Raw genomic sequence first — 19073 nt, forward strand, 5'->3', positions numbered from 1 at the left:
TCGGCCGGCTCGCGGCCCGTCAGGCCGCGGTCGCCATCAGTGAGGCGAGCTGCGCCCGGGAGGTGACCTCGAGCTTGGGGAACACGCGGTGGAGGTGCCAGCCGACGGTGCGTGGCGAGAGCACCAGCCGTTCGCCGATCTCACGGTTGGTCAGCCCGGTGGCGGCCAGCCGGGCGATCGTCAGTTCCTGGGCCGACAGCTGCTCGACCAGGTGACCGCTCGCGGTGCCCCGGTCGACCCCCGCAGCCCGCAGCTCCCGGTTGGTGATCTCCGCCCAGGCCGTGGCCCCGAGCAGCTCGAAGGTGTGCAGCGCCTCCCGCAGCGGCACCCGCGCCAGGCCCGGGCGGCGGTCGCGGCGCAGCCACATGCCGTACGCCAGCTCTGTCCGGGCGCGCGGCCACGGCCACTGCCGCGGAGTGAGGGCCAGGGCCTGGGCGAAGTGCTGCTCGGCGTCGGGGCCGTCCGCCAGCAGCGCCCTGGCGTGGGCGAGGTTGACGGCGGTCAGCAGTGGGAGCCAGTCGCCGTCGCCGAATCCCGCGATCAGCTGCCTCGCGTCCTCGACCTCGCCGGCGCGCAGCGCCGTTTCGGCCAGGAGGGTGAGGGTGCGGACCTGGGCCCCGCGGTGGTGGGGCAGCGCGCCGGGCGCGAAGAGCGGGCGCAGGGTCTGGTAGGCGGCGCTCGGGTCGTCCGAGCAGAACAGTGCCACGCTGCGGGCCAGGCGCAGCGCGGCATGCACCGGGCCGCTTCGACGGCCGGCGGCGTTCCGCTCCACCGAGGCGATGTCCGCGGCCGAGCCGGCCAGGTCGCCGCGGAACGCGCGGAGCAGCGCGCGGGTGGCCCGGGCCCGGATGGACCACAACTCCTGGCCGCCGGCGTCCGCCAGGCCGAGCGCCTCCTCGTTCGCCGCCTGGGCGAGGTCCCAGTCCCCGACGAGCACCCCGGCCTGCGCGTGCAGGGCCTGTACCTGGGCGAGCAGGCCGACCCGGCCGTCGGACCGTAGCAGTCGGGCGGCGCGTGCCAGCAGGTCGCCCGCTCGGCCCGGTTCGCCGACGGCCAGAGCGGCGGTGCCGAGCAGCCAGAGCTCCTCGGCCTCGGTGGCGTCCGTGCGGGCGATCACCGGTTGCGCCGCCTGCGGCGACACCGTCGCCTGGACGAGCACCCAGCGCGGATCGCTGCGCGCGTCGGCCAGTTCGGTGAGGCAGTCGGCCAGCGCCGCGCGGGCCTGCGGGTCGGGGTCGGTCCAGGTCGCCGCCTCGGCCGCGCCCACCAGGATGTCCAGCGCGGCCGAGCGACGGCCGGCCCGGGCCAGGCGCGAGGACAGCAGGCAGCGCTCGGTGACGGACGGGGAGCCGCGCTCGGGCCGGGCGGTGAACCGGCACCATGCGATGGCGCTGAGGGCCTGCTGCTCCTCGTCGAGGCCCAGCTGTTCGGCCTGGTCGAGGAGGTGCTCGGCGAGATCGGGACGGCCGAGCTCGAACGCCCCGCGGCCGGCCCGCACCAGGCGGCGGGCCCGCTCGCCGGCGGCCGGCGTCAGGTGGGCCGCACTCTCCCACCGGCGCAGCGCCTCGACGGGGTCGCGGCGGCGCTCCGCCTCGCTGGCCGAGGACTCCAGCCGGTCGGCCACCTGCTCGTCCCGGTGGACCGCTCCCTGCGCGGCGTGCCAGATCGAGCGGTACGGATCCTCGATGGCGCGCGCGAGTGCGGCATGCGCGGCGAGCAGCTCGGGCTCGCTCGCGTACTGCTGGACGGCGGCGCGTACCAGGACGGAGCGGAAGCGGATCCGTCCCTGGTCGAGTGTGAGCAGGCCGTGGGTGAGGGCCGGCTCCAAGGCGTCCACGGTGACCTGGCGGCCGGTCAGGAGGGCCGCCGACGCGAGAACGTCGCCGACGCACTCGCCCAGGTGCACCGCGGCGAGCAGCACGACAGTGCCGGTGTCCGCCGGCAGGTGCTCCAGACCCGGCGCGACCGAGCGGACCAGGCGTTCCGTCAGCGGTGGGCAGCGGAGCAGCAGATCGCTGCCGGGGAACTCTGCTGTGCGCCAGGAGATCGCGAGTTCCCGCAGGGCGAGCGGACTGCCGGCCGCGTCGCGGATGATCCGCAGGCGCAGGTCGGCGCTGCGGACGCCCGCGTCGTGCAGCAGGGTGTCGGCTTGCGCGTCGCCGATGGGCGGCGGGCTCGACTCCACTGCCAGGACCGCGGTGATGGCGTCCGACACGCTGTCCTGGCCGACGGCTGCACCCACGGTGACCTCCTAGTTCTTCCCCGAAAAGGGGAGTCTAGGAGGCCCTCGGTGACTTCTGAGTGACCGTCGCCGGCAGCACCTGACCCGGGGGCGTCAGAGCCAGTACTGCTCCAGCAGGCGGAGCCAGATCTCACTCATGGTGGGGAACGCCGGGACGGCGTGCCACAGGCGCTCCAGCGGGACTTCGCCCACGACGGCGACGGTCGCCGCGTGGATCAGTTCGCCGACCCCCGGGCCGACCAGGGTGCAGCCGACCACGACGGAGCGCTGCTCGTCCACGACCAGTTTGGCGTGCCCCTGGTAGCCGTCGGCGAAGAGCGAGGCTCCGGCGACGTCGCCGATCGGGTACTCCACCGCCCGGACCGGGAGGCCGGCCCGGCGGGCCTGCTCCTCGGTCAGGCCGACGGCAGCGGCCTCCGGACGGGTGAAGATCACCTGCGGTACGGCGTGGTGGTCGGCGGTTGCCGACCAGGGGGCCCAGGGGACGGGTCGCGCCGGGTGGCCGTCGGCGCGGGCGACGATCGCGGCCGCGCAGGTCCGTGCCTGGTACTTGCCCATATGGGTCAGCGGCGAGCGCTGGTTGACGTCGCCGGCCGCGTAGAGCCAGCCGTCGGGGACCGTGGTGACCCGGCAGCTGTCGTCCACGGGCAGCCGGCCGCCGGGCTCCAGACCGGCCGTCTCCAGGCCGAGCCCGGCGGTGCGCGGACTGCGGCCGGTCGCGACGAGGAGCTCCGCGGACTCCACCGTGGAGCCGTCGGCCAGGTAGGCCATGACCACGCCGGTCGAGTTCTCCCGTACCACGCGCTCGACCTCGACCCCGGTGCGTATCCCGACGCCGTCGCGGCGCAGCCCGTCGGCGACCTGCGCTGCGGCGAACGGCTCCCAGGAGGGCAGCAGCCCCTCGCTGCGCACCAGCATGGTCACCTGGGAACCCAACGCGCTCCAAGCGGCGGCCATTTCGCACCCCACCACGCCGCCCCCGAGGACCGTGAGCCGGTCCGGAGCGGCGCCCGCCGTGGTCGCCTCCCGGCTGGTCCAGGCTCCGATGCCGGCCAGGCCCGGCACGGTCGGCATGACAGCGCTCGACCCGGTGCACAGCACCACGGCGTGACGGGCCGCCAGCACCGTGGCTCCGTCGTCGCCGTCCACCTCCACTCGCCGCTCTCCCACCAGCCGACCCCAGCCACGCACCAGGTCGATGCCGGCCGACTTCAACCAGGCCACCTGGCCGTCGTCGCGCAGGTCGGAGACGAACGCCTCCCGCCGGGCCAGGACGGCCGGGACGTCCAGCAGTCCGGTCACCGCCTCGCGCGCACCGGCCACCGCGCGAGCCTCCGCCAGCGCCGCGGCCGGGCGCAGCAGGGCCTTGCTCGGAATGCAGGCGAAGTACGAGCACTCACCGCCCACCCGCTCGCTCTCGACGACCACTGCGCTCAGACCGGCCTTGACCACGCGGTCGGCGACGTTCTCACCGGTGGGACCGGCACCGATCACGATGACGTCGTACTCGGCCGCTGCCGGCAGGTTCGGCCCGTGCGCCGGGCCCGTTGGGTTCTGCATGGTTCCTCTGTTCCGTGTCGGCGGATCACTGGGTGCGGGGGAGGCGGTCAGACGGACGTGGCAGCGCGGACGACCGGACGGCCCAGGTGCAGCGTGTTCTCCACGGGGAAGGGCACCAGGTCGTGGTGCTGGTCCGGCAGCGCGATGACGAGCGCGCAGCGGGGCAGCGCCGCCCGGATCTCGCCCAGCAGCCGCACGGCTGTGGGCCGGTCGAGCCCGGCGGTGGGCTCGTCGAGGAGGAGCAGGGCGGGGTCGCGCAGTACGGCGCGGGCGATGGAGAGGCGGCGCCGCTGTCCCTGCGAGAGCTTGCCGCCCAAGGGGCCGGTGGGTGTGTCGAGGTCGAGGTCGGCCAGCGCCGCGGCGGTGAGCGCGGCGTGCAGCGCCTCGTCGTCGGCGTCGGGGGCGGCTTGGCGCAGGTTGTCGGCGATGGTGCTGTCCGCGAGCCAGTCCTCGGCCTCGACGAGGGTGGCCATGGTGGCCACCGACGCCGCGGAGAGTGTGGGCAGCGCGGAGCCACCGAGGAGGACGACACCGGGCGGCCGGCTGTCGATCCGTCCCGCGAGGATGTTGAGCAGGGTGCTCTTGCCGCTTCCGTTCGGCCCGGTGACCAGGGTGGCGCTGCCGGCGGTGAGGGTGCTCGACCAGCGGGTCCGGGCAGCTCCGAGGCCCGCCGGGAGATCGCGCACGACCAGTGGCGGGTCGGTGGGGGAGAGGAGGGCCGGCCCGGAAGGAAGGGCGCGGGCGCGGGCGAGCACGTCGGTCAGCCGTACGGCGGCATGTGCGGCCGAGCCGCGGTCGCGCAGCAGCTGCGGCAGGGTCTCGACCAGTTCGTAGCCGGCGGCGACCAGCAGCGCCTCGCCGATGGCGTCGGCGACCGGCTGCATCGTCGAGCGGCTGGAGAGGGCGAGCAGCAGGACCGCGACCTGTCCGAGCACGGCGAGCAGACGCAGCAGGAGACGGCTGTTGCGCAGGGCCGCCAGTGACGCGGCGTCAGCTCGCCGGGCCCGCTCCACCCGCTGGGCGACCTGGTCGCGGGCGTGCTCCACGGCGTCCAGACAGCGCAGTTCGGGGAGCGCGGACCGGGCGCTGAGCAGGGTGGACCGGGCGGCGGCCCGCTCGGCGGTGGCCTCGGCGCGGTGGCTGCCGGCCCGGGCGTTCATGCGCACGGCGACGGCCAGGGCCAGCGCGAGCAGCAGTGCCTCCACGGCCCCGGCCGTCGGGTTCGCCACGCAGATCAGCGCCACCACGACCACGGCGGTCGCCCCGACACCGGTCAGCGGCGCGGCGGTCCGGGCGGGTGCCGCGCCCACGGCGGCGACGTCGTCGGTGAGCTCGGCCAGCAGCGCGCCGTCGCGCCGCTCCCGCAACTGCCGTGGCGGGAGCGCGCCGGCGGTGCGCACCATCCGGGCCCTGAGCGCGACGGTCGCGCCGAGCAGGGCACGGTGGCTGGTGAGCCGTTCGGTGTAGCGCAGGCCGGTGCGGCCGAGGGCCAAGACCCGTACGGTCCCCGAGGGGTACATCCAGGACCAGGTGGTGTTCGCGCGAAGCGTGACCAGGGCACAGGAGGTGAGGAACCAGCCGGACACACCGAGCAGGCCGGCGGCGGCCACCTCGGCGCCGACGGCGAGCAGTGCGCCGAGCAGCAGGTCGCGCCGGGCGCGGCGGTCGGCCGAGGTCCACAGCAGGGTGAGGGCCCTCATGAAGCCACCCCGCATGACGTCGCTCCGAGGACACGGCCCCGGTCGATGTCGACCACGGCGTCAGCGATCTTGAGGAGTTCGGGACTGTGGGTGGCGAGCAGGACGGTCCTGTCCCGGGCCAGGGTGCGCACGGCGGCCATGACGCGTTCCTCAGCGTCGGGGTCCAGGTGGGCGGTCGGCTCGTCCAGGCAGAGCACGGGTGCGTCCCGCAACAGGGCGCGGACGAAGACCAGTTGCTGGATCTGGCCCGAGGAGAGCCCACTGCCGCGTTCGCCGATGACGGTGTCCAGGCCGTGCGGCAGCGCCGCCCGCAGGCCCGCGAAGCCGAGCGTCGCGAAGGCCGCGTCGAGCGCCGGGTCGTCCGCGTCCGGGCGGGCCAGCAGCAGGTTCTCCCGCACGGTGCCCGGCAGGAGGTGGCAGGGCTGGCCGATCCAGGACACCGCCCGGGGGTCGGCGGGCTGCCGCGCACCGCCGCTCTCGTGCGTGCTCGATCCGGAGTCGGGTGCGAGCAGCCCGGCGGCGACCGCCAGCAAGGTGGACTTCCCCGCTCCGCTGGCGCCGGTGAGGGCGAGCACCTGCCCCGGGCGCACGGTCAGGGTGACGTCGTGGAGGGCGGGCCGGTCGCGATCGGGGAAGGCGACGCCGACCGCGCACAGGTGCACGCTGCGCGGAGCGTCGGCGGGTCTTGGCGTCGTCCGCCCTGCTGGGGTCACGGACAGCAGGCCGTTGACGAGCTCGGCGGCGGCCGACGCCTCGGCACGGGCGTGGTAGCCGCGCGCCAGTTCCCGCACCGGCGCGAAGTAGGCGGGCGTGAGGACCAGGACGAAGAGCGCTGTGCCCAGGCCCATCGACGAGGGGACGCCGGGCAGGTGCAGGTAGTCGAGCAGGACCAGTCCGCAGTAGGTGGCGACCACGGCAAGGGTTCCGGTGACCAGCAGTTCCACCCAGGCGGTGGAGAGGAACGCCACGCGCAGCACCGCCTGGGTGCGGTGGGCCAGTTCACGGTCGTCCCGCTCCACGGCGAGGGCGGCGCGCTCGTCCGCGCCCAGGCCGACCAGTGTCGGCAGTCCGCGCAACTGGTCCAGCAGCCGGGCGCTGAGGGTCCGGGCGGCGGTCAGCTGTGCCTGGACGGCGGTGCGGGTGCCCATGCCGATGACCTTGAGATTGGCCGGCAGCAGCGGAGTCGCCAGCACCAGCAGCAGGGCCACCAGCCAGTTTCCCGCCGCGATCGCCGCCAGCACGACGCCGCTCGCGATCAGCATGGCCCGGCGCGCCGGGACATAGCCGGTCAGCCAGTCGGTGAGGCGGTCCACCTCCTCGTCGAGCGCCTGGACGAAGGCGGTGTCGGCCACCGCCGGCTCATCCGCGGGGGCCGCCCGCCGCCAGGCGGGCAGGGCGGCCTCCAGCAGCCGGGCGCGCAGTGTCTCCCGGACCGCGGCGGCCCCCTCGTCCGCGGCCCGGTCGCCGGCCGCGAGCAGCCAGGCCCGCAGCACGAGCCCGGCCGCGACCAGGCAGGCCGCCGGCAGCACCGACACCGGGGTGACCGTCGCCCGCTGGCCGTGCAGCGCCAGCCGGGCGGTCCAGCCGAGCCCGGCCGCCCACCCGACACTGCCGACGGCTGCCAGTCCGCGCAGCGTTCCGGCCCGCCGGAAGGCGGGCGCCTGCGCGTGCGCCCATGCGTGCAGGCGTTCCAGCGCCAGCTTCTGGTCCTGCTGTGCGTCGTCGTCGGCCAGGCGCGCCAGCAGGGCTGCGGTGTCGCTCACCGCTGCGCCGCCTGGTCGAGGTCGAACTCGCCGGCGGCGGCGGCCCGCCGGTCACCGACCAGCCAGGCGGTGAGCGCGACGGCGGCGAAGAGGATGAGCGCGAGGGGGGCGATCCATTCGCCATGACCGCCGAACACGTCCTGCGCGACCGCGCCCACCCCGAGGCCGAGCACGGTGGAACCGATCCGACGGACCACGGTCCCGACGACTCCGTCCGGGGCGACATCAGCGCCTGTCGGATCGGTGCCGGTGTCGGCGACGTTCTCCGCCGGCCGCTCCGGTTCGGCGGGGAGCGCAAGTGCGGTCGGTGTCGGTGGCCGGTACTTCCCGCGGAACACCCACCAGGCGTAGACGTTGTAGGCGAGCACGACGGGCATGCAGCAGCCGACGCCGATCAGCAGGAACACCTGCGACCCGAAGGGGCTGGCGGCCGCGTGCACGCTCAAGCCGGGCGGCACGACGACCGGGGCGGTCGCCGTCACCAGCGCCAGCAGTCCGGCCACCTGGGCGCAGACCACGGCGACGAACGGGCGGGCGTCGGGCGTTCGGCCGAAGCCGTACCAGGAGACCACGCCGCAGACGGCGGCGACGGTCACCGCGAGGCCGAACAGGACGGCGCGCAGCGGCTGGTCGAAGCGGAAGTGCTGCGGGTCGGCCACCTCCAGGCCCAGGCCCAGCACCAGGGCGGCCACGACCGTCACGGCGAGCAGCGGGCGCCCGAGCCGCGCGGCCCGACGGCGTGCGTCGCCCCGCGTCTTGGCCTGCAGCCAGGCGGCGCCGGCCAGCAGGTAGAGCGCGGTCACCCCGAGCGCGCACAGCACGCTGTAGGGAGTGAGCCAGCGCAGCGCGCTGCCGTCGAAGACGCCCCCGTGCTGCGGCAGGCCGCTGAGGACGGTGCCGACCACCAGGCCCTGGCAGAGCGTCACCACCAGCGAGGAGACGCCGAACAGCCGCCCCCAACCGGGTCGGTAGTCCGGTGCGGAGCTCTGCATCTCCAGTCCCAGCCCGCGCAGCACGAAGGCCAGCAGCATCACGACCAGCGGGAGGTAGACCCCGGGGAGCACGGTGGCGTAGACGCCGGGCAGCGCCGCCCAGAGGGTCACCCCGGCGAGGATGATCCAGCTCTCGTTGGCGTCCCAGGCCGTCGCGACCAGCTCGGTGTACTCCTTGCGCCGCTGGTCGCTGCGGTCGAAGAGGCCGAGGATCCCGATCCCGAGGTCGTAGCCGTCCAGCACGAGGTACGCGCCGAGTGCGAACAGGATCAGCGTGTAGGAAGCGTAGTCAGCCATGGATGGCCTCCGGCCCTGCCTTGACGGTTCGGACGATGTAGCGGACCCAGACCGCCACCAGCACGGCGTAGACCGTGACGAAGCCGGCCAGGCTCAGTGCGGCCTCGGCCGTGGACAGGTGGGAGACGGCGTCGGAGGTGCGGATCCGGCCGTAGACCACCCAGGGCTGGCGTCCGGTCTCCGCGGTGATCCAGCCCCCGGTGATCGCGACCAGGCCGGCGGGGGCCATCCACACCATCAGCCGGTGGAAGCGCCGGGCGGTGAACAGCCGCCCGCGCAGGCGAAGGACCAGTCCGGCGAAGGCCATCGCGAACATCGTGAGCGCGGTGAAGTACATCGCCCGGAAACCGTAGAAGGCGCTCCACATGTTCGGACGCTGGTCCGGCGGGGTTCGGAGCAGGCCGGGCACGTGCGCCTGGCCGGTCAGGTCCTTGCCGATCACCGCGCCCAGGTGCGGGATCTCGATGCGCAGGTTGTCCTTGCCCTTGCCGGGATCGGGGACGACGACCAGGTTGTAGCCGTTGTTGTCCGTCTTCCAGTTGCCCTCGAACGCCTCCAGCTTGGCGGGCTGGTGCTGCCCCATGAACCCCGCCGTCTCGTCACCCGCGTACAGCTGAACGGGCATCAGGACGGCCAGGACCCCGAGTGCGAGGGAGAGCGTGCGGCGGGCGAACGGGAGCGAGCGCTGCCTGACCAGGTACCAGGCGGCGATGGCGCCGACGAACCAGGCGGCGCTGATCAGCACCGCCAGCAGCATGTGCGGGAACCGGTAGGAGAACGCCGGGTTGAACAGCACCTGCCACCAGTCGCGGGCCTGGAACTGGCCCGCGACCTCGGTGTAGCCGGCCGGGTCCTGCATCCAGCTGTTGGCGGAGAGGATCCAGGTGGTGGAGAGCAGGGTGCCGAAGGCGACCATCCACGAGGCGAAGGCCATGGTGCGGGGCCGCACCCGTCCCTCGCCGTAGAGCATGATGCCGATGAAGCCGGCCTCCAGGAAGAAGGCGGTGATCACCTCCATGCCGATGGTGACACCGAGGATGGGGCCCACCGCGTGCGCGTAACTGCCCCAGTTCAGGCCGAACTCGAAGGTCATCACCGTTCCGGCGACCACGCCGAGGCCGAACCCGACCGCGAAGATCTTCCGCCAGAAGCGGAACATCTGCAGGTAGAGCGGATTGCGGGTGCGCAGGTAGGCCGTGTACACGACGGCGAGCAGGATCGACAGCCCGACGGTCAGGGCGGGAAAGGTCATGTGGAAGACGGCGGTGATGGCGAACTGCCAGCGGGACAGCTCCACCGTCGCGGGCGATGCCATGGCGACTCCTGTCAGTGCCGGCGGACGGGGTGCGGGTGGCGCAGGTGGGTCACAGCCGCACCAGCGGGGTGTCCACCAGGTGCTCGGCCAGGAACCACACCTGCGCCTCGCCGGTCCGCACGACCTGGGAGACCAGCAGGTCGTTGGTGCCGTCGTCGCCGAGGGCCGCCGCCCGGGACGCGGCGTCGCGGGCGGCGATGAGGATCGCCTCGTGCGCGGACAGGAGGCGCGACAGCATCGCCGGCACCTCCTCGACGCCGTCCGGCGGACGCGGGATCGAGGTGATCTCCGCGACGTGCCGCGGGTCGCCGACGGCGACTCCGCCAAGGGCCTGGACCCGCTCGGCGAGGACGTCGACCAGCGCCAGGAGCTCGTCCGCGTGCTTGTCCAGCATGAGGTGCAGCTGGTAGAAGGTCGCCCCGCGCATCAGCCAGTGGTGCTTCTTGTAGAGCGTGTAGAGGATCCGGGTGTCCGCGAGGACCTGGTTGAGGCGCTGGCAGGAGTAGAGCCGCGCATCGTGGGAGAGGCCGAGGGGAACCTGGTTGACGGTTCCGAACTCCTGTATCTCCTTTCCGTGTTGATGCAGCAGTGGCTGGCTGCTGGCGCTGACGCTGGGGTGGTCGGCGTGGTCGGAACGGCTCATGGGTACTCCCTGGGGTCTTCGCGGTCCACTGGCTCGACCCAAGCTATGGGCGCGCGGAGTACGGGTTTGTTCCCGAGCGCACTGACCGTTGCCCGTGCGCGCCCGGCCAGGGCGCGCGCCGTCACCGAGCCGGCGTGGCCGGGAGTTCGTTGCCGCCCGCGCGGGCGCGCCATTCGCGGGGGGTGACGCCGTAGGCGGCGCGGAAGACGCGGCTGAAGTGGGTCGGACTGACGAATCCCCAGCGGCGGGCCACGGATGACACGGTCGGCACGGCGAAGGCACGCCGGGACAGGTCGTGCGCACACATCTCCAGTCGGCGGCGCTGGATCCAGCGGGCCACCGTGGTCTCCTCGCCCTGGAAGAGCTTGTGGAGGTACCGGACGGAGACGTGGTGCGCGGTGGCGAGCTGCTCGGGGGAGAGCGAAGAGTCGCCGAGGTGGCACATCGCGTAGTCCTTGATCCGCGCGAGCATGGCCGGCGCGGTCTGCGGCGCCGCCGGGTTCAGGGTGCCGCTGTGCTCCTGGATGACCAGGGCGAGCAGATCGATGGCCGTGTCGGCGAGCCTTCGGCCCGTGCCGGGGTCGAGGTCCGCGGCTCCCGAGGCCAGCTTCCGCAGGTAGGTGCTGACGAGTCCGACTGATCCGGAGTCGGGCTCGAACACGGTGGCGGTGGCCGTCCTGAGATCCTCGTCGCGCACGTGCAGGGCACTCCGCGGCAGGTGGAACGCCGTGAAGTCGAACGCGGTGGGCAGTTCCTTGGCGAAGGGGCGACCGGAGTCGGAGATCGCGAACTCGCCCGGGCCGAAGACGACCTCCCGCCCGTCCTGGGTGAGCCGTGCGCAGCCCCGGTGCTGCATCGCGAGCGTGATCCATCCCTCGCCGTCGGCCGCGATCGCGCGCCTGGTGCGGGTGACCACCTGCGGTCCGGCTTCCACCCTGGAGATCTGCACGGCTCCCAACTGGTCACTGCTGATGACTCCGGCGGAGGGGCTCTCCTCCAGGAAGCCGACCTGAAGCGGTATGAAGGCATGGGAGACGGCCTCGTGCCAGCACTCGGCACGTTCGGCAGGGGAGAGCGATTCGGTGGACAGTGTGGTCGACACAAGGGTTCCCTTCGCCCGCGGCGAGGTCTGTTCTCGAACGTGCTGCCGTGCCCGCATCGGAGCGGGGGCACGGCCGGTCATCGGCCGGCCTGGATTCACCCCTGCTGACCTGGGACTATCTTGAGCTCGGCCCGGCTGATCTCGCTTCTGTCAGATGACCGGTCCCGTGCGTGGAACAGCGTTGGACAACGTCGGGCAGGGGTGGACATCGCCGACCTCGCCGCGGCGGCGGTACGCGCCGGCCAGAGCGAGGACGCCCGCGCCGTTGCGAGCGGGGCCGTGAGTGCGCGCAGAGAGCAGAGGAGAGGCGTCGTCGGGCAACGCGTCCCCGGCGAGCGGTCCTACGGTGACGCTCGTGCCTCGGAACGCCGGGGTCGGCCTGGGGACATCGGCCGGCCCCGCCGGGGCCAGACCACGCGCACTCTTGAGGAGACGACATGACGCATGACTTCCAGCCGGTCCGGCCCGTACTGGAGACGGCGGCAGCAGCGTTCGCGCAGGCCACCGCCGAGCCCCCGTACCTGTTCGACCTGCTCCCCGCGGAGGGCCGCAAGGCGGTCGACGAGGTCCAGTCGGGCGAGGTCGAGCTGCCGGCGGTCGACGAGGAGTGGATCACCGTCCCGGGCGGACCGACCGGCAGCGTCCGGGCCCGGATCGTGCGCCCGGCGGGCTCCACCGCGACCCTGCCGGTGACCCTCTACATCCACGGGGCGGGCTGGGTGTTCGGCAACGCACACACCCACGACCGCCTGGTGCGGGAGCTGGCGGTCGGGGCGGGCGTGGCGGTGGTCTTCCCCGAGTACGCCCTGTCGCCCGAGGCCCGCTACCCGGTCGCCATCGAGCAGAACTACGCCGTCGCCCAGTGGATCGTGCGGGAGGGCGCCACCAAGGCGCTGGACGGTACGCGGCTGGCCGTCGCGGGCGACTCGGTCGGCGGCAACATGAGCGCCGCGCTGACGCTGATGGCCAAGGAGCGCGGCGATGTCGCGCTCGTCCAGCAGGTGCTCTTCTACCCGGTCACCGACGCCTCGTTCGACACCGACTCCTACCACCAGTTCGCGACGGGCTACTTCCTGCGCCGCGACGGCATGCAGTGGTTCTGGGACCAGTACACGACCGACCCGGCCCAGCGCGCGGAGATCACCGCCTCCCCGCTGCGCGCCACCGCCGAGCAGCTCGCCGGCCTGCCCGCCGCCCTGGTCGTCACCGGTGAGGCCGACGTGCTGCGCGACGAGGGCGAGGCGTACGCGAGCAAGCTGCGTGCGGCCGGCGTCCCCGTCACCGCCGTCCGCTACCAGGGCGTCATCCACGACTTCGTGATGCTCAACGCCCTGCGCGAGACGCATGCGGCCCAGGCCGCGATCACCCTGGCGATCCAGACCCTGCGCGACGCGCTGCACACCGCCTGACCGGGCCGCCACCCGCTGCGCCCCGCTGCCGTCGGTCCTCGGGCCGACGGCAGCGGGGCGCTGGCACAAGCCGAACAGGCCGGCTGGGGGCGCGAGCATCCTGAGCCCACCTTCGTGTTCATCCACGGTGCGTTCGCGCCGCCGGCCCCACCGCTGATGCGGTGGGGCCGGCGGCAGTTGCTGTGGGGGCGGCCTCGGAGAGCATCTGGATCATCAGGCTCGGTGACCGGGCGGTGTTCTGGCGGTCGCCCGCGTCGGGGTTGCCCACGGTCGCGAGCTGCACGATGGCGGCCCGGCTGTCGTTCCGGCTGATCGGCCCGCCGCCCGCGTCAGGTGTCCATCGACGAGCCGGCTGCTCAAGGAAGCGCCGGCACGCTCACCGGCGGCCGATACCGAGCGCCGCCAGTTGCTCCTCGAACGGGACGACCGTGTCGGCCGCGGCGCGCTCGGGCACGGGCCGACTGGTCATGAGATCAGCCAACTCGCCTGCCGCACGGGCGATCCGGATGGCCAGGCCGCCGCTCGCGTCCCCGGTCGAGCCCCAGTCCTCGGTGGCCGCGAAGACGGCGGTGGGCGCCACCACGGCCCGCAGATGGGCGAAGAGCGGCCGCATGGCGTGCTCCAGGGCCAAGGAGTGCCGGGCCGTCCCGCCGGTGGCGGCGATGAGCACCGGGCAGCCGGTGAGCGCGTCCTTGTCGATCACGTCCATGAAGGACTTGAACAGCCCGCTGTACGAGGCACTGAAGATCGGCGTCACGGTGATCAGTCCGTCCGCTGCGGTGACCGCCTCGATCGCCTCGCGCAGCTCGGCCGCGGGGAAGCCGGTGACCAGGTTGTCGGCGATCTCCCTGGCCAGGTCCCGCAGTTCGATGATCCGCAGATCCACCTCCCGTCCGCTGTGGCGCAGTTGCCGAACGGTGGCGTCGGTGGCCCGATCGGCCAGCAGCCTGGTGGACGACGGGACGGAGAGCCCCGCTGCGACCACGACGAGACGCAGGGCGCTGTCGCTCACTTGGCGGCCTCCAGGGTCTCGGTGCCCGCCGCGGTGACCCGGGCGGCGTGGGTGGGACCGTCGGGGACGGTGGCGGGCCGGCCCGCGGCGAACTCCTTGCGCAGCACCGGGACGACCTCCTCGCCCAGCAGGTCGAGCTGCTCCAGGACGGTCTTCAGCGGCAGGCCGGCGTGGTCCATCAGGAAGAGCTGTCGCTGGTAGTCGCCGAAGGTCTCCCGGAAGGTCAGCGTCTTCTCGATGACCTCTTGCGGGCTGCCCACGGTCAGCGGGGTCTGCTCGGTGAACTCCTCCAGCGAGGGCCCGTGCCCGTACACCGGCGCATTGTCGAAGTACGGCCTGAACTCCCGCACGGCGTCCTGGGAGTTGCGGCGCATGAACACCTGCCCGCCGAGGCCGACGATCGCCTGCTCGGGGGTGCCGTGGCCGTAGTGGGCGTAGCGCTCGCGGTAGAGGTTGATCAGCTTCTGGAAGTGTTCCTTGGGCCAGAAGATGTGGTTGGCGAAGAAGCCGTCTCCGTAGAAGGCGGCCTGCTCGGCGATTTCGGGGCTGCGGATCGAGCCGTGCCAGACGAACGGCGGCGTGTCGTCCAGCGGGCGCGGGGTGGCGGTGAAGGACTGCAGCGGGCTGCGGAAGCGGCCCGACCAGTCCACCGTCCCCTCGCGCCAGAGCTCGTGCAGCAGCGCGTAGTTCTCGATGGCGAGCGGGATGCCCTGGCGGATGTCCTGACCGAACCACGGGTACACCGGCCCGGTGTTGCCCCGGCCGAGCATCAGGTCGACCCGGCCGTCGGCCAGGTGCTGGAGCATCGCGAAGTCCTCGGCGATCTTCACCGGGTCGTTGGTGGTGATCAGCGTGGTCGAGGTCGAGAGGACCAGGCGCTCGGTGCGGGCCGCGATGTAGCCGAGCATGGTGGTCGGCGAGGACGGGACGAACGGTGGGTTGTGGTGCTCGCCGGTCGCGAAGACGTCCAGGCCCACCTCCTCGGCTTTGAGCGCGATGGCGACGATGGCCTTGATCCGCTCGTGCTCGGTCGGCATCCGCCCGGTTGTGGGGTCCGTGGTCACGTCCCCGACGCTGAATATTCCGAACTGCACTTGCTATCACCCTCTGTGCTGTGTGTCTGCGTGCCCTGGCTCTTCGAGGGCTTGTCGCCGCCTGCAGGGCCGGCCCGAGCTGTCGTCGTGCCTGGTCGTGCACCCTTTCCGGTCCGTGAACGCCCTGCTCGCCGGTGGCTGGGCGCGCCGTCCCGAACCGGTCACGACCGGGGGCCGGCGTCGTGGATCTCGGCGATGTAGCCACCGGGGAACTGCACCATCGCGCTGTCGCGCCCGGCGGAGGCGGACGGCCCCCACAGCACGGTCGCGCCGGCGGACCGGGCCTTGGCGAGGGTCGCGGTGAGGTCGTTCACGGCGTAGCCGGTGCTCTCGCGTCCGAAGGGGTAGGGCAGGTGCCCGTCGGTGACCGCGACCGAGGTGTCGCCGAACGGCGAGCTGATCCGGATCCGTCGATAGGTGGTGCCGGGCAGGCCGAGTTCGGCGCCGGGTGCGTGCCGGTCGTCGGAGACCACCGTGCCGCCGGTGAAGGCCAGATAGCTGTGCAGGAAGGAGGCCGCCGCGCCGCTCGGCAGGTACAGCCGGTTCTCCGGGACGGACGCCAGCGCCGGATACGAGGGCGCCTTGGTGTGCCAGTACAGCTGTGCGTCGATGCCGCCGGGGAACTGCACGATCGCGTCGCGGCCGATCGGGTCGGCGAACGGCGTGACGACCGTGACCGCCCCGTCCGCCTCGGCCTTGTGGACACCGCGGTCCAGGTCCGTGACGAGCCAGCCGGTGCGCTCGACGCCGAACGGGTAGGGGACGGGCGTCTGGTAGTCGAAGACGGACAGCGTGCCGACCGGGGAGAGGACGAGTTCGGACTTGGTCAGGCTCGGTGTCGGGGTGACGTCGGCGAGGACCTGCGTGGTGTTGGTGCCGCCGAAGGTCGACTCCCAGCTGCTGATGAACGAGTCCATCGTGCCGGGTGCCACATAGACGTGTGTCGAGTCGTACTGGGGGCCGACGGCGATGCCGGGGCGTCCCGTGGCGGACGCCGCAGGGGCTGACGGTGCGGTGGCGAAGGCCAGCGCGGTCACGGCGGTGACCGCGGTCAGCAGGCGCAGGGACAGGCGGACGGGCATGGGAGGTTCCTCCTGGGGCTGGGGGACGGTCGAGTCCGTCACCGAACGGTAGGACCGGCGGGCGGGCGCGTGTTGACCGACCGTGCACGGCCTGGTGTCGACAGTGAACAGCCCGGGTGCGGTCCTGCATCGGCAGGACGGTGTGCACGCACGGAACACACAGCTCAGTCGCGCTCGCGGTAGCCGACCGTGATCGCGGCGACCAGGACCGTGCTGGCCAGCAGGGTCCACGCGAGGTGTCCGTGGATGACGAGCGCGGCGCCCGGGGCGGCGCCTGCGAGCATCGCCAGGACGGCGTAGAGGCGTCGGCCCAGCCGGGGGTTGTCGCCGCCGGCCAGTGAGGAGTCCGCGGCCAGGCCGGTCAGGGTGAGGGTGAGCACCGTCGTCGTCAGGTCCGGCACACCCAACTTGCGGACGGTGCCGTTGCGCAGGCCCATGGCGACGGCCAGCAGCGCGATCAGCGCCTCCTCGCGCGCCCGCCCGCCGCTGGAGGTGAACGCGACGGCGGTCGCCGCGCCTTGCAGCGCCGTCTCGGTCAGCAGCGCGGCGCGCAGCCAGCGCACCCGGCGGGCGTCGGGGTGCCTGAGCGCCAGGCGGCCGGCCAGCACCGAGCCCAGCAGGAAGGCCGCGAGCGAGGTCAGCGAGCCCGCGACGGAGAAGCCGGGCGTGCCCACCAGGGCGAACGCGATCACCACCACGTTCCCGGTCATGTTCGCGGTGAACACGTGGCCGAGACCCAGGTAGCTCACGGCATCGATCAGGCCGCTCACCGCGGTCAGCGCGAACAGGGCCAGGGCCAGCGGATGGCGGTCGCGGATCTGGGCGGTGCTCATGGTGCTCTCTGCCTGGGTGGGGGTCAACAAAGCTTCCCTTCAAGGTGGTCGGCGGTGACGGCTGATGGCGCCGTGCGCCGCCGGGCACAGTGCCCGGCGGCGCACGGCGGATTCGAGGGCGGCTCAGAAGAAGCACGGATCGTCGAGAGCCGGCCCGCTCCGCCCTGGAAGCAGTTGCCCGCGCGCCTGCCGCCAGTCGCGCTGCTCGTCGGAGGCGGCCGCCGCCTCGACCACCAGCCCGGCCTGCCGGACGCCGGTCAGGCTGGGCGCGGGGGTGGCCTGGTAGCCGCCGAAGCGCGCCACCGGGCTCCACAGCGGGACCACGGCCGGCAGCTCGGGGGCGATGCCCTCGTGCTCCTGCGCGCTGTGCACGATGCGGCCACCGACCACGGTGAGGACGGACTCGATGTGCGCGATGTCGGCCTCCTCCACCGTCAGGTAGTCGGCGCTGAGCACTGCGAGGTCGGCGTAACAGCCGACCCGCAGACGGCCCTTGACGTTCTGCTCGCCGGTGAGGCGGGCGCCGCCCAGGGTGTAGAGCTCCAGCGCCTCCTCGCGGCTGAGCCGGCCGGCCGCCGGTCGCAGCGTGCGTCCGCTGACGGCGCGCCCGGAGACCAGCCAGTGCAGCGCCACCCACGGGTTGTAGGAGGAGACCCGAGTCGCGTCGGTGCCCGCGCCGACCGTGAGCCCGCGTTCCAGCATCGCCCGCACCGGCGGCGCCTCGGCCGCCGCCGCGGCGCCGTAGCGGCGCACGAACGCCTCGCCCTGGAAGGACATCCGGTTCTGCACCGAGACGGCGCCGCCGAGCGCGGCGATCCGGTCCAGGCTCGCGGGGGAGACCGTCTCGGCATGGTCGAAGAGCCACCGGTTCCCGTCCGGGAAGAGGCCCTCGGCGGCGAGCTTCTCGAAGACCGCCAGGTCGCGGCGGATCGTCTCGTCGTAGCTGGCGTGCAGTCGAAATCCCCAGCCGTGCTCCATCAGCAGCCGCACGGCCTGCTCGAACCCGGCCTCGTACGGGCCGAGTTCGGGGCGCGGCTCGGTGAAGTTCTCGAAGTCCGCCGCCGCCCAGGTGAGGTTCTCCCCGGCGCCGTTGAGGCGCAGCCATGCGTCCCCGTCGCCGGGGCGGACGGTGGCCACCCAGCGGGCCAGGTCGTCCAGCTCCTGTCCGGCGGTCTGCGGGAAGAGGTGGTAGGCGATCCGCAGCGTCAACTCGCCCTGCTGCGCAAGCTGCATGACGGTGCCGTAGTTCTCCGGGAAGCTCTGGAAGCCGCCGGCCGCGTCGATCGCCGAGGTGAGCCCGAAGCGGTTGAGCTCACGCAGGAAGTGCCGGGTGGACGCGGCCTTCTCGGCCTCGTCCAAGGTCGGCGCCTTGGCCAGTGTGGAGTACAGCAGCAGGGCGCCGGGGGCGGCGAGCAGCATGCCGGTCGGCCGCCCGTCGTGGCCGCGGACGATCTGGCCGCCCGCCGGGTCGGGGGTGTTGCGGTCGAACCCGGCGGCCCGCAGTGCCGCCCGGTTCATCAGCGCCGACTGGTACAGGTGCAGGACGAAGACCGGGGTGTCGGGTGCGGCGGCGTTCAGCTCGGCCAGGGTGGGCAGTCGGCGCTCGGCGAACTGGTCGGCGGACCAGCCGCCGACCACCCGCACCCACTGGCCCGGCGGGGTGCGCTCGGCCTGGGACCGGAGCATGGCCAGCGCCTGCCGCAGCGTCGGCACGCCGTCCCAGCGCAGCTCCAGCACGTAGTTGAGACCGCCCCGGATGACGTGCAGGTGCGAGTCGTTGAGGCCGGGGACGGCGCGTCGCCCGAGCGCGTCGACCACCCGGGTCCCGGGGCCGATCCGGGGTATGACGTCGGCGTCGTTCCCGACGGCGGTGATCAGACCGGCGCGGATCGCGACCGCGCTCGCCCGTGGGCGCAGCGGGTCGCCGGTGTACACCTTGGCGTTGCGTACCACCAGGTCGGCGGCGTGGTCGGGGTGGCCGGGGCGGAGCCCGGCCACAGGCATGCTCGACATGGGTTCTCGCTCTCGA

14 protein-coding genes are annotated in these 19073 nt (G+C 73.2%); 1 reads left to right on the top strand and 13 read right to left on the bottom strand.

The features are described from left to right. Positions 1-19: 19 nt before the first annotated feature. The 8 genes from OG294_RS35855 to OG294_RS35890 form a co-directional block, all read right to left on the bottom strand. Positions 20-2242: a helix-turn-helix transcriptional regulator gene (locus OG294_RS35855; protein ID WP_327070737.1), complete on the bottom strand. Its 2223-nt coding sequence runs from the start codon at positions 2240-2242 to the stop codon at positions 20-22. A 93-nt stretch (positions 2243-2335) separates the two neighbouring features. Further along, positions 2336-3802 carry a dihydrolipoyl dehydrogenase family protein gene (locus OG294_RS35860; RefSeq protein ID WP_327070738.1) on the bottom strand — a complete coding sequence of 489 codons (1467 nt, stop codon included), beginning with the start codon at positions 3800-3802 and terminating at the stop codon, positions 2336-2338. A 47-nt stretch (positions 3803-3849) separates the two neighbouring features. Continuing rightward, positions 3850-5502: an ATP-binding cassette domain-containing protein gene (locus OG294_RS35865; RefSeq protein WP_327070739.1), complete on the bottom strand. Its 1653-nt coding sequence runs from the start codon at positions 5500-5502 to the stop codon at positions 3850-3852. Further along, complete coding sequence (locus OG294_RS35870) at positions 5499-7265, bottom strand: ATP-binding cassette domain-containing protein (protein WP_327070740.1); 1767 nt, start codon at positions 7263-7265, stop codon at positions 5499-5501. The genes OG294_RS35865 and OG294_RS35870 overlap by 4 nt, the downstream gene beginning before the upstream one ends. Beyond that, positions 7262-8554, bottom strand: coding sequence for a cytochrome d ubiquinol oxidase subunit II (locus OG294_RS35875; RefSeq protein ID WP_327070741.1), 1293 nt, complete (start codon positions 8552-8554; stop codon positions 7262-7264). The genes OG294_RS35870 and OG294_RS35875 overlap by 4 nt, the downstream gene beginning before the upstream one ends. Continuing rightward, on the bottom strand, positions 8547-9869 hold the full coding sequence (locus OG294_RS35880; protein WP_327070742.1) for a cytochrome ubiquinol oxidase subunit I: 1323 nt from the start codon (positions 9867-9869) through the stop codon (positions 8547-8549). The genes OG294_RS35875 and OG294_RS35880 overlap by 8 nt, the downstream gene beginning before the upstream one ends. A gap of 49 nt (positions 9870-9918) precedes the next feature. After that, complete coding sequence (locus tag OG294_RS35885; RefSeq protein ID WP_327070743.1) at positions 9919-10512, bottom strand: Dps family protein; 594 nt, start codon at positions 10510-10512, stop codon at positions 9919-9921. Between the two features lie 121 nt (positions 10513-10633). Beyond that, positions 10634-11614, bottom strand: a complete 981-nt coding sequence (locus OG294_RS35890) for a helix-turn-helix domain-containing protein (RefSeq protein WP_327070744.1) — start codon at positions 11612-11614, stop codon at positions 10634-10636. A gap of 437 nt (positions 11615-12051) precedes the next feature. Between OG294_RS35890 and OG294_RS35895 the strand changes: the two genes are divergently transcribed. Then, on the top strand, positions 12052-13023 hold the full coding sequence (locus tag OG294_RS35895) for an alpha/beta hydrolase (RefSeq protein WP_327070745.1): 972 nt from the start codon (positions 12052-12054) through the stop codon (positions 13021-13023). A gap of 376 nt (positions 13024-13399) precedes the next feature. On the opposite strand, the gene OG294_RS35900 is transcribed toward OG294_RS35895, so the two are convergent. The 5 genes from OG294_RS35900 to OG294_RS35920 all read right to left on the bottom strand — a co-directional run bounded on the left by OG294_RS35900 (position 13400) and on the right by OG294_RS35920 (position 19057). Then, a complete protein-coding gene (locus tag OG294_RS35900) occupies positions 13400-14035 on the bottom strand; it encodes an FMN reductase (protein ID WP_327070746.1) in 636 nt (211 codons plus the stop codon). Beyond that, the gene (locus tag OG294_RS35905; RefSeq protein WP_327070747.1) at positions 14032-15129 is read right to left on the bottom strand and encodes an LLM class flavin-dependent oxidoreductase; all 1098 of its coding nucleotides are present in this window, start codon (positions 15127-15129) and stop codon (positions 14032-14034) included. Before OG294_RS35905 ends, OG294_RS35900 begins: the two co-directional genes overlap by 4 nt. A gap of 161 nt (positions 15130-15290) precedes the next feature. Then, positions 15291-16211, bottom strand: coding sequence for a glyoxalase (locus OG294_RS35910; protein ID WP_327070748.1), 921 nt, complete (start codon positions 16209-16211; stop codon positions 15291-15293). A gap of 164 nt (positions 16212-16375) precedes the next feature. Beyond that, positions 16376-17071 carry a YoaK family protein gene (locus tag OG294_RS35915; RefSeq protein WP_442789284.1) on the bottom strand — a complete coding sequence of 232 codons (696 nt, stop codon included), beginning with the start codon at positions 17069-17071 and terminating at the stop codon, positions 16376-16378. Positions 17072-17167: 96 nt separating this feature from the next. Continuing rightward, on the bottom strand, positions 17168-19057 hold the full coding sequence (locus OG294_RS35920) for an amidohydrolase (RefSeq protein ID WP_327070749.1): 1890 nt from the start codon (positions 19055-19057) through the stop codon (positions 17168-17170). Positions 19058-19073 lie beyond the last annotated feature (16 nt).

It is taken from the genome of Kitasatospora sp. NBC_01302 (genome assembly GCF_035976515.1).
Classification (GTDB): domain Bacteria; phylum Actinomycetota; class Actinomycetes; order Streptomycetales; family Streptomycetaceae; genus Kitasatospora.

Excerpts from the sequence above, each read along its gene's own strand:
- OG294_RS35860 (WP_327070738.1), bottom strand. The coding sequence starts at position 3,802 with ATGCAGAACCCAACGGGCCCGGCGCACGGGCCGAACCTGCCGGCAGCG.
- OG294_RS35865 (WP_327070739.1), bottom strand. The coding sequence starts at position 5,502 with ATGAGGGCCCTCACCCTGCTGTGGACCTCGGCCGACCGCCGCGCCCGG.
- OG294_RS35875 (WP_327070741.1), bottom strand. The coding sequence starts at position 8,554 with ATGGCTGACTACGCTTCCTACACGCTGATCCTGTTCGCACTCGGCGCG.
- OG294_RS35880 (WP_327070742.1), bottom strand. The coding sequence starts at position 9,869 with ATGGCATCGCCCGCGACGGTGGAGCTGTCCCGCTGGCAGTTCGCCATC.
- OG294_RS35885 (WP_327070743.1), bottom strand. The coding sequence starts at position 10,512 with ATGAGCCGTTCCGACCACGCCGACCACCCCAGCGTCAGCGCCAGCAGC.
- OG294_RS35895 (WP_327070745.1), top strand. The coding sequence starts at position 12,052 with ATGACGCATGACTTCCAGCCGGTCCGGCCCGTACTGGAGACGGCGGCA.
- OG294_RS35910 (WP_327070748.1), bottom strand. The coding sequence starts at position 16,211 with ATGCCCGTCCGCCTGTCCCTGCGCCTGCTGACCGCGGTCACCGCCGTG.
- OG294_RS35920 (WP_327070749.1), bottom strand. The coding sequence starts at position 19,057 with ATGTCGAGCATGCCTGTGGCCGGGCTCCGCCCCGGCCACCCCGACCAC.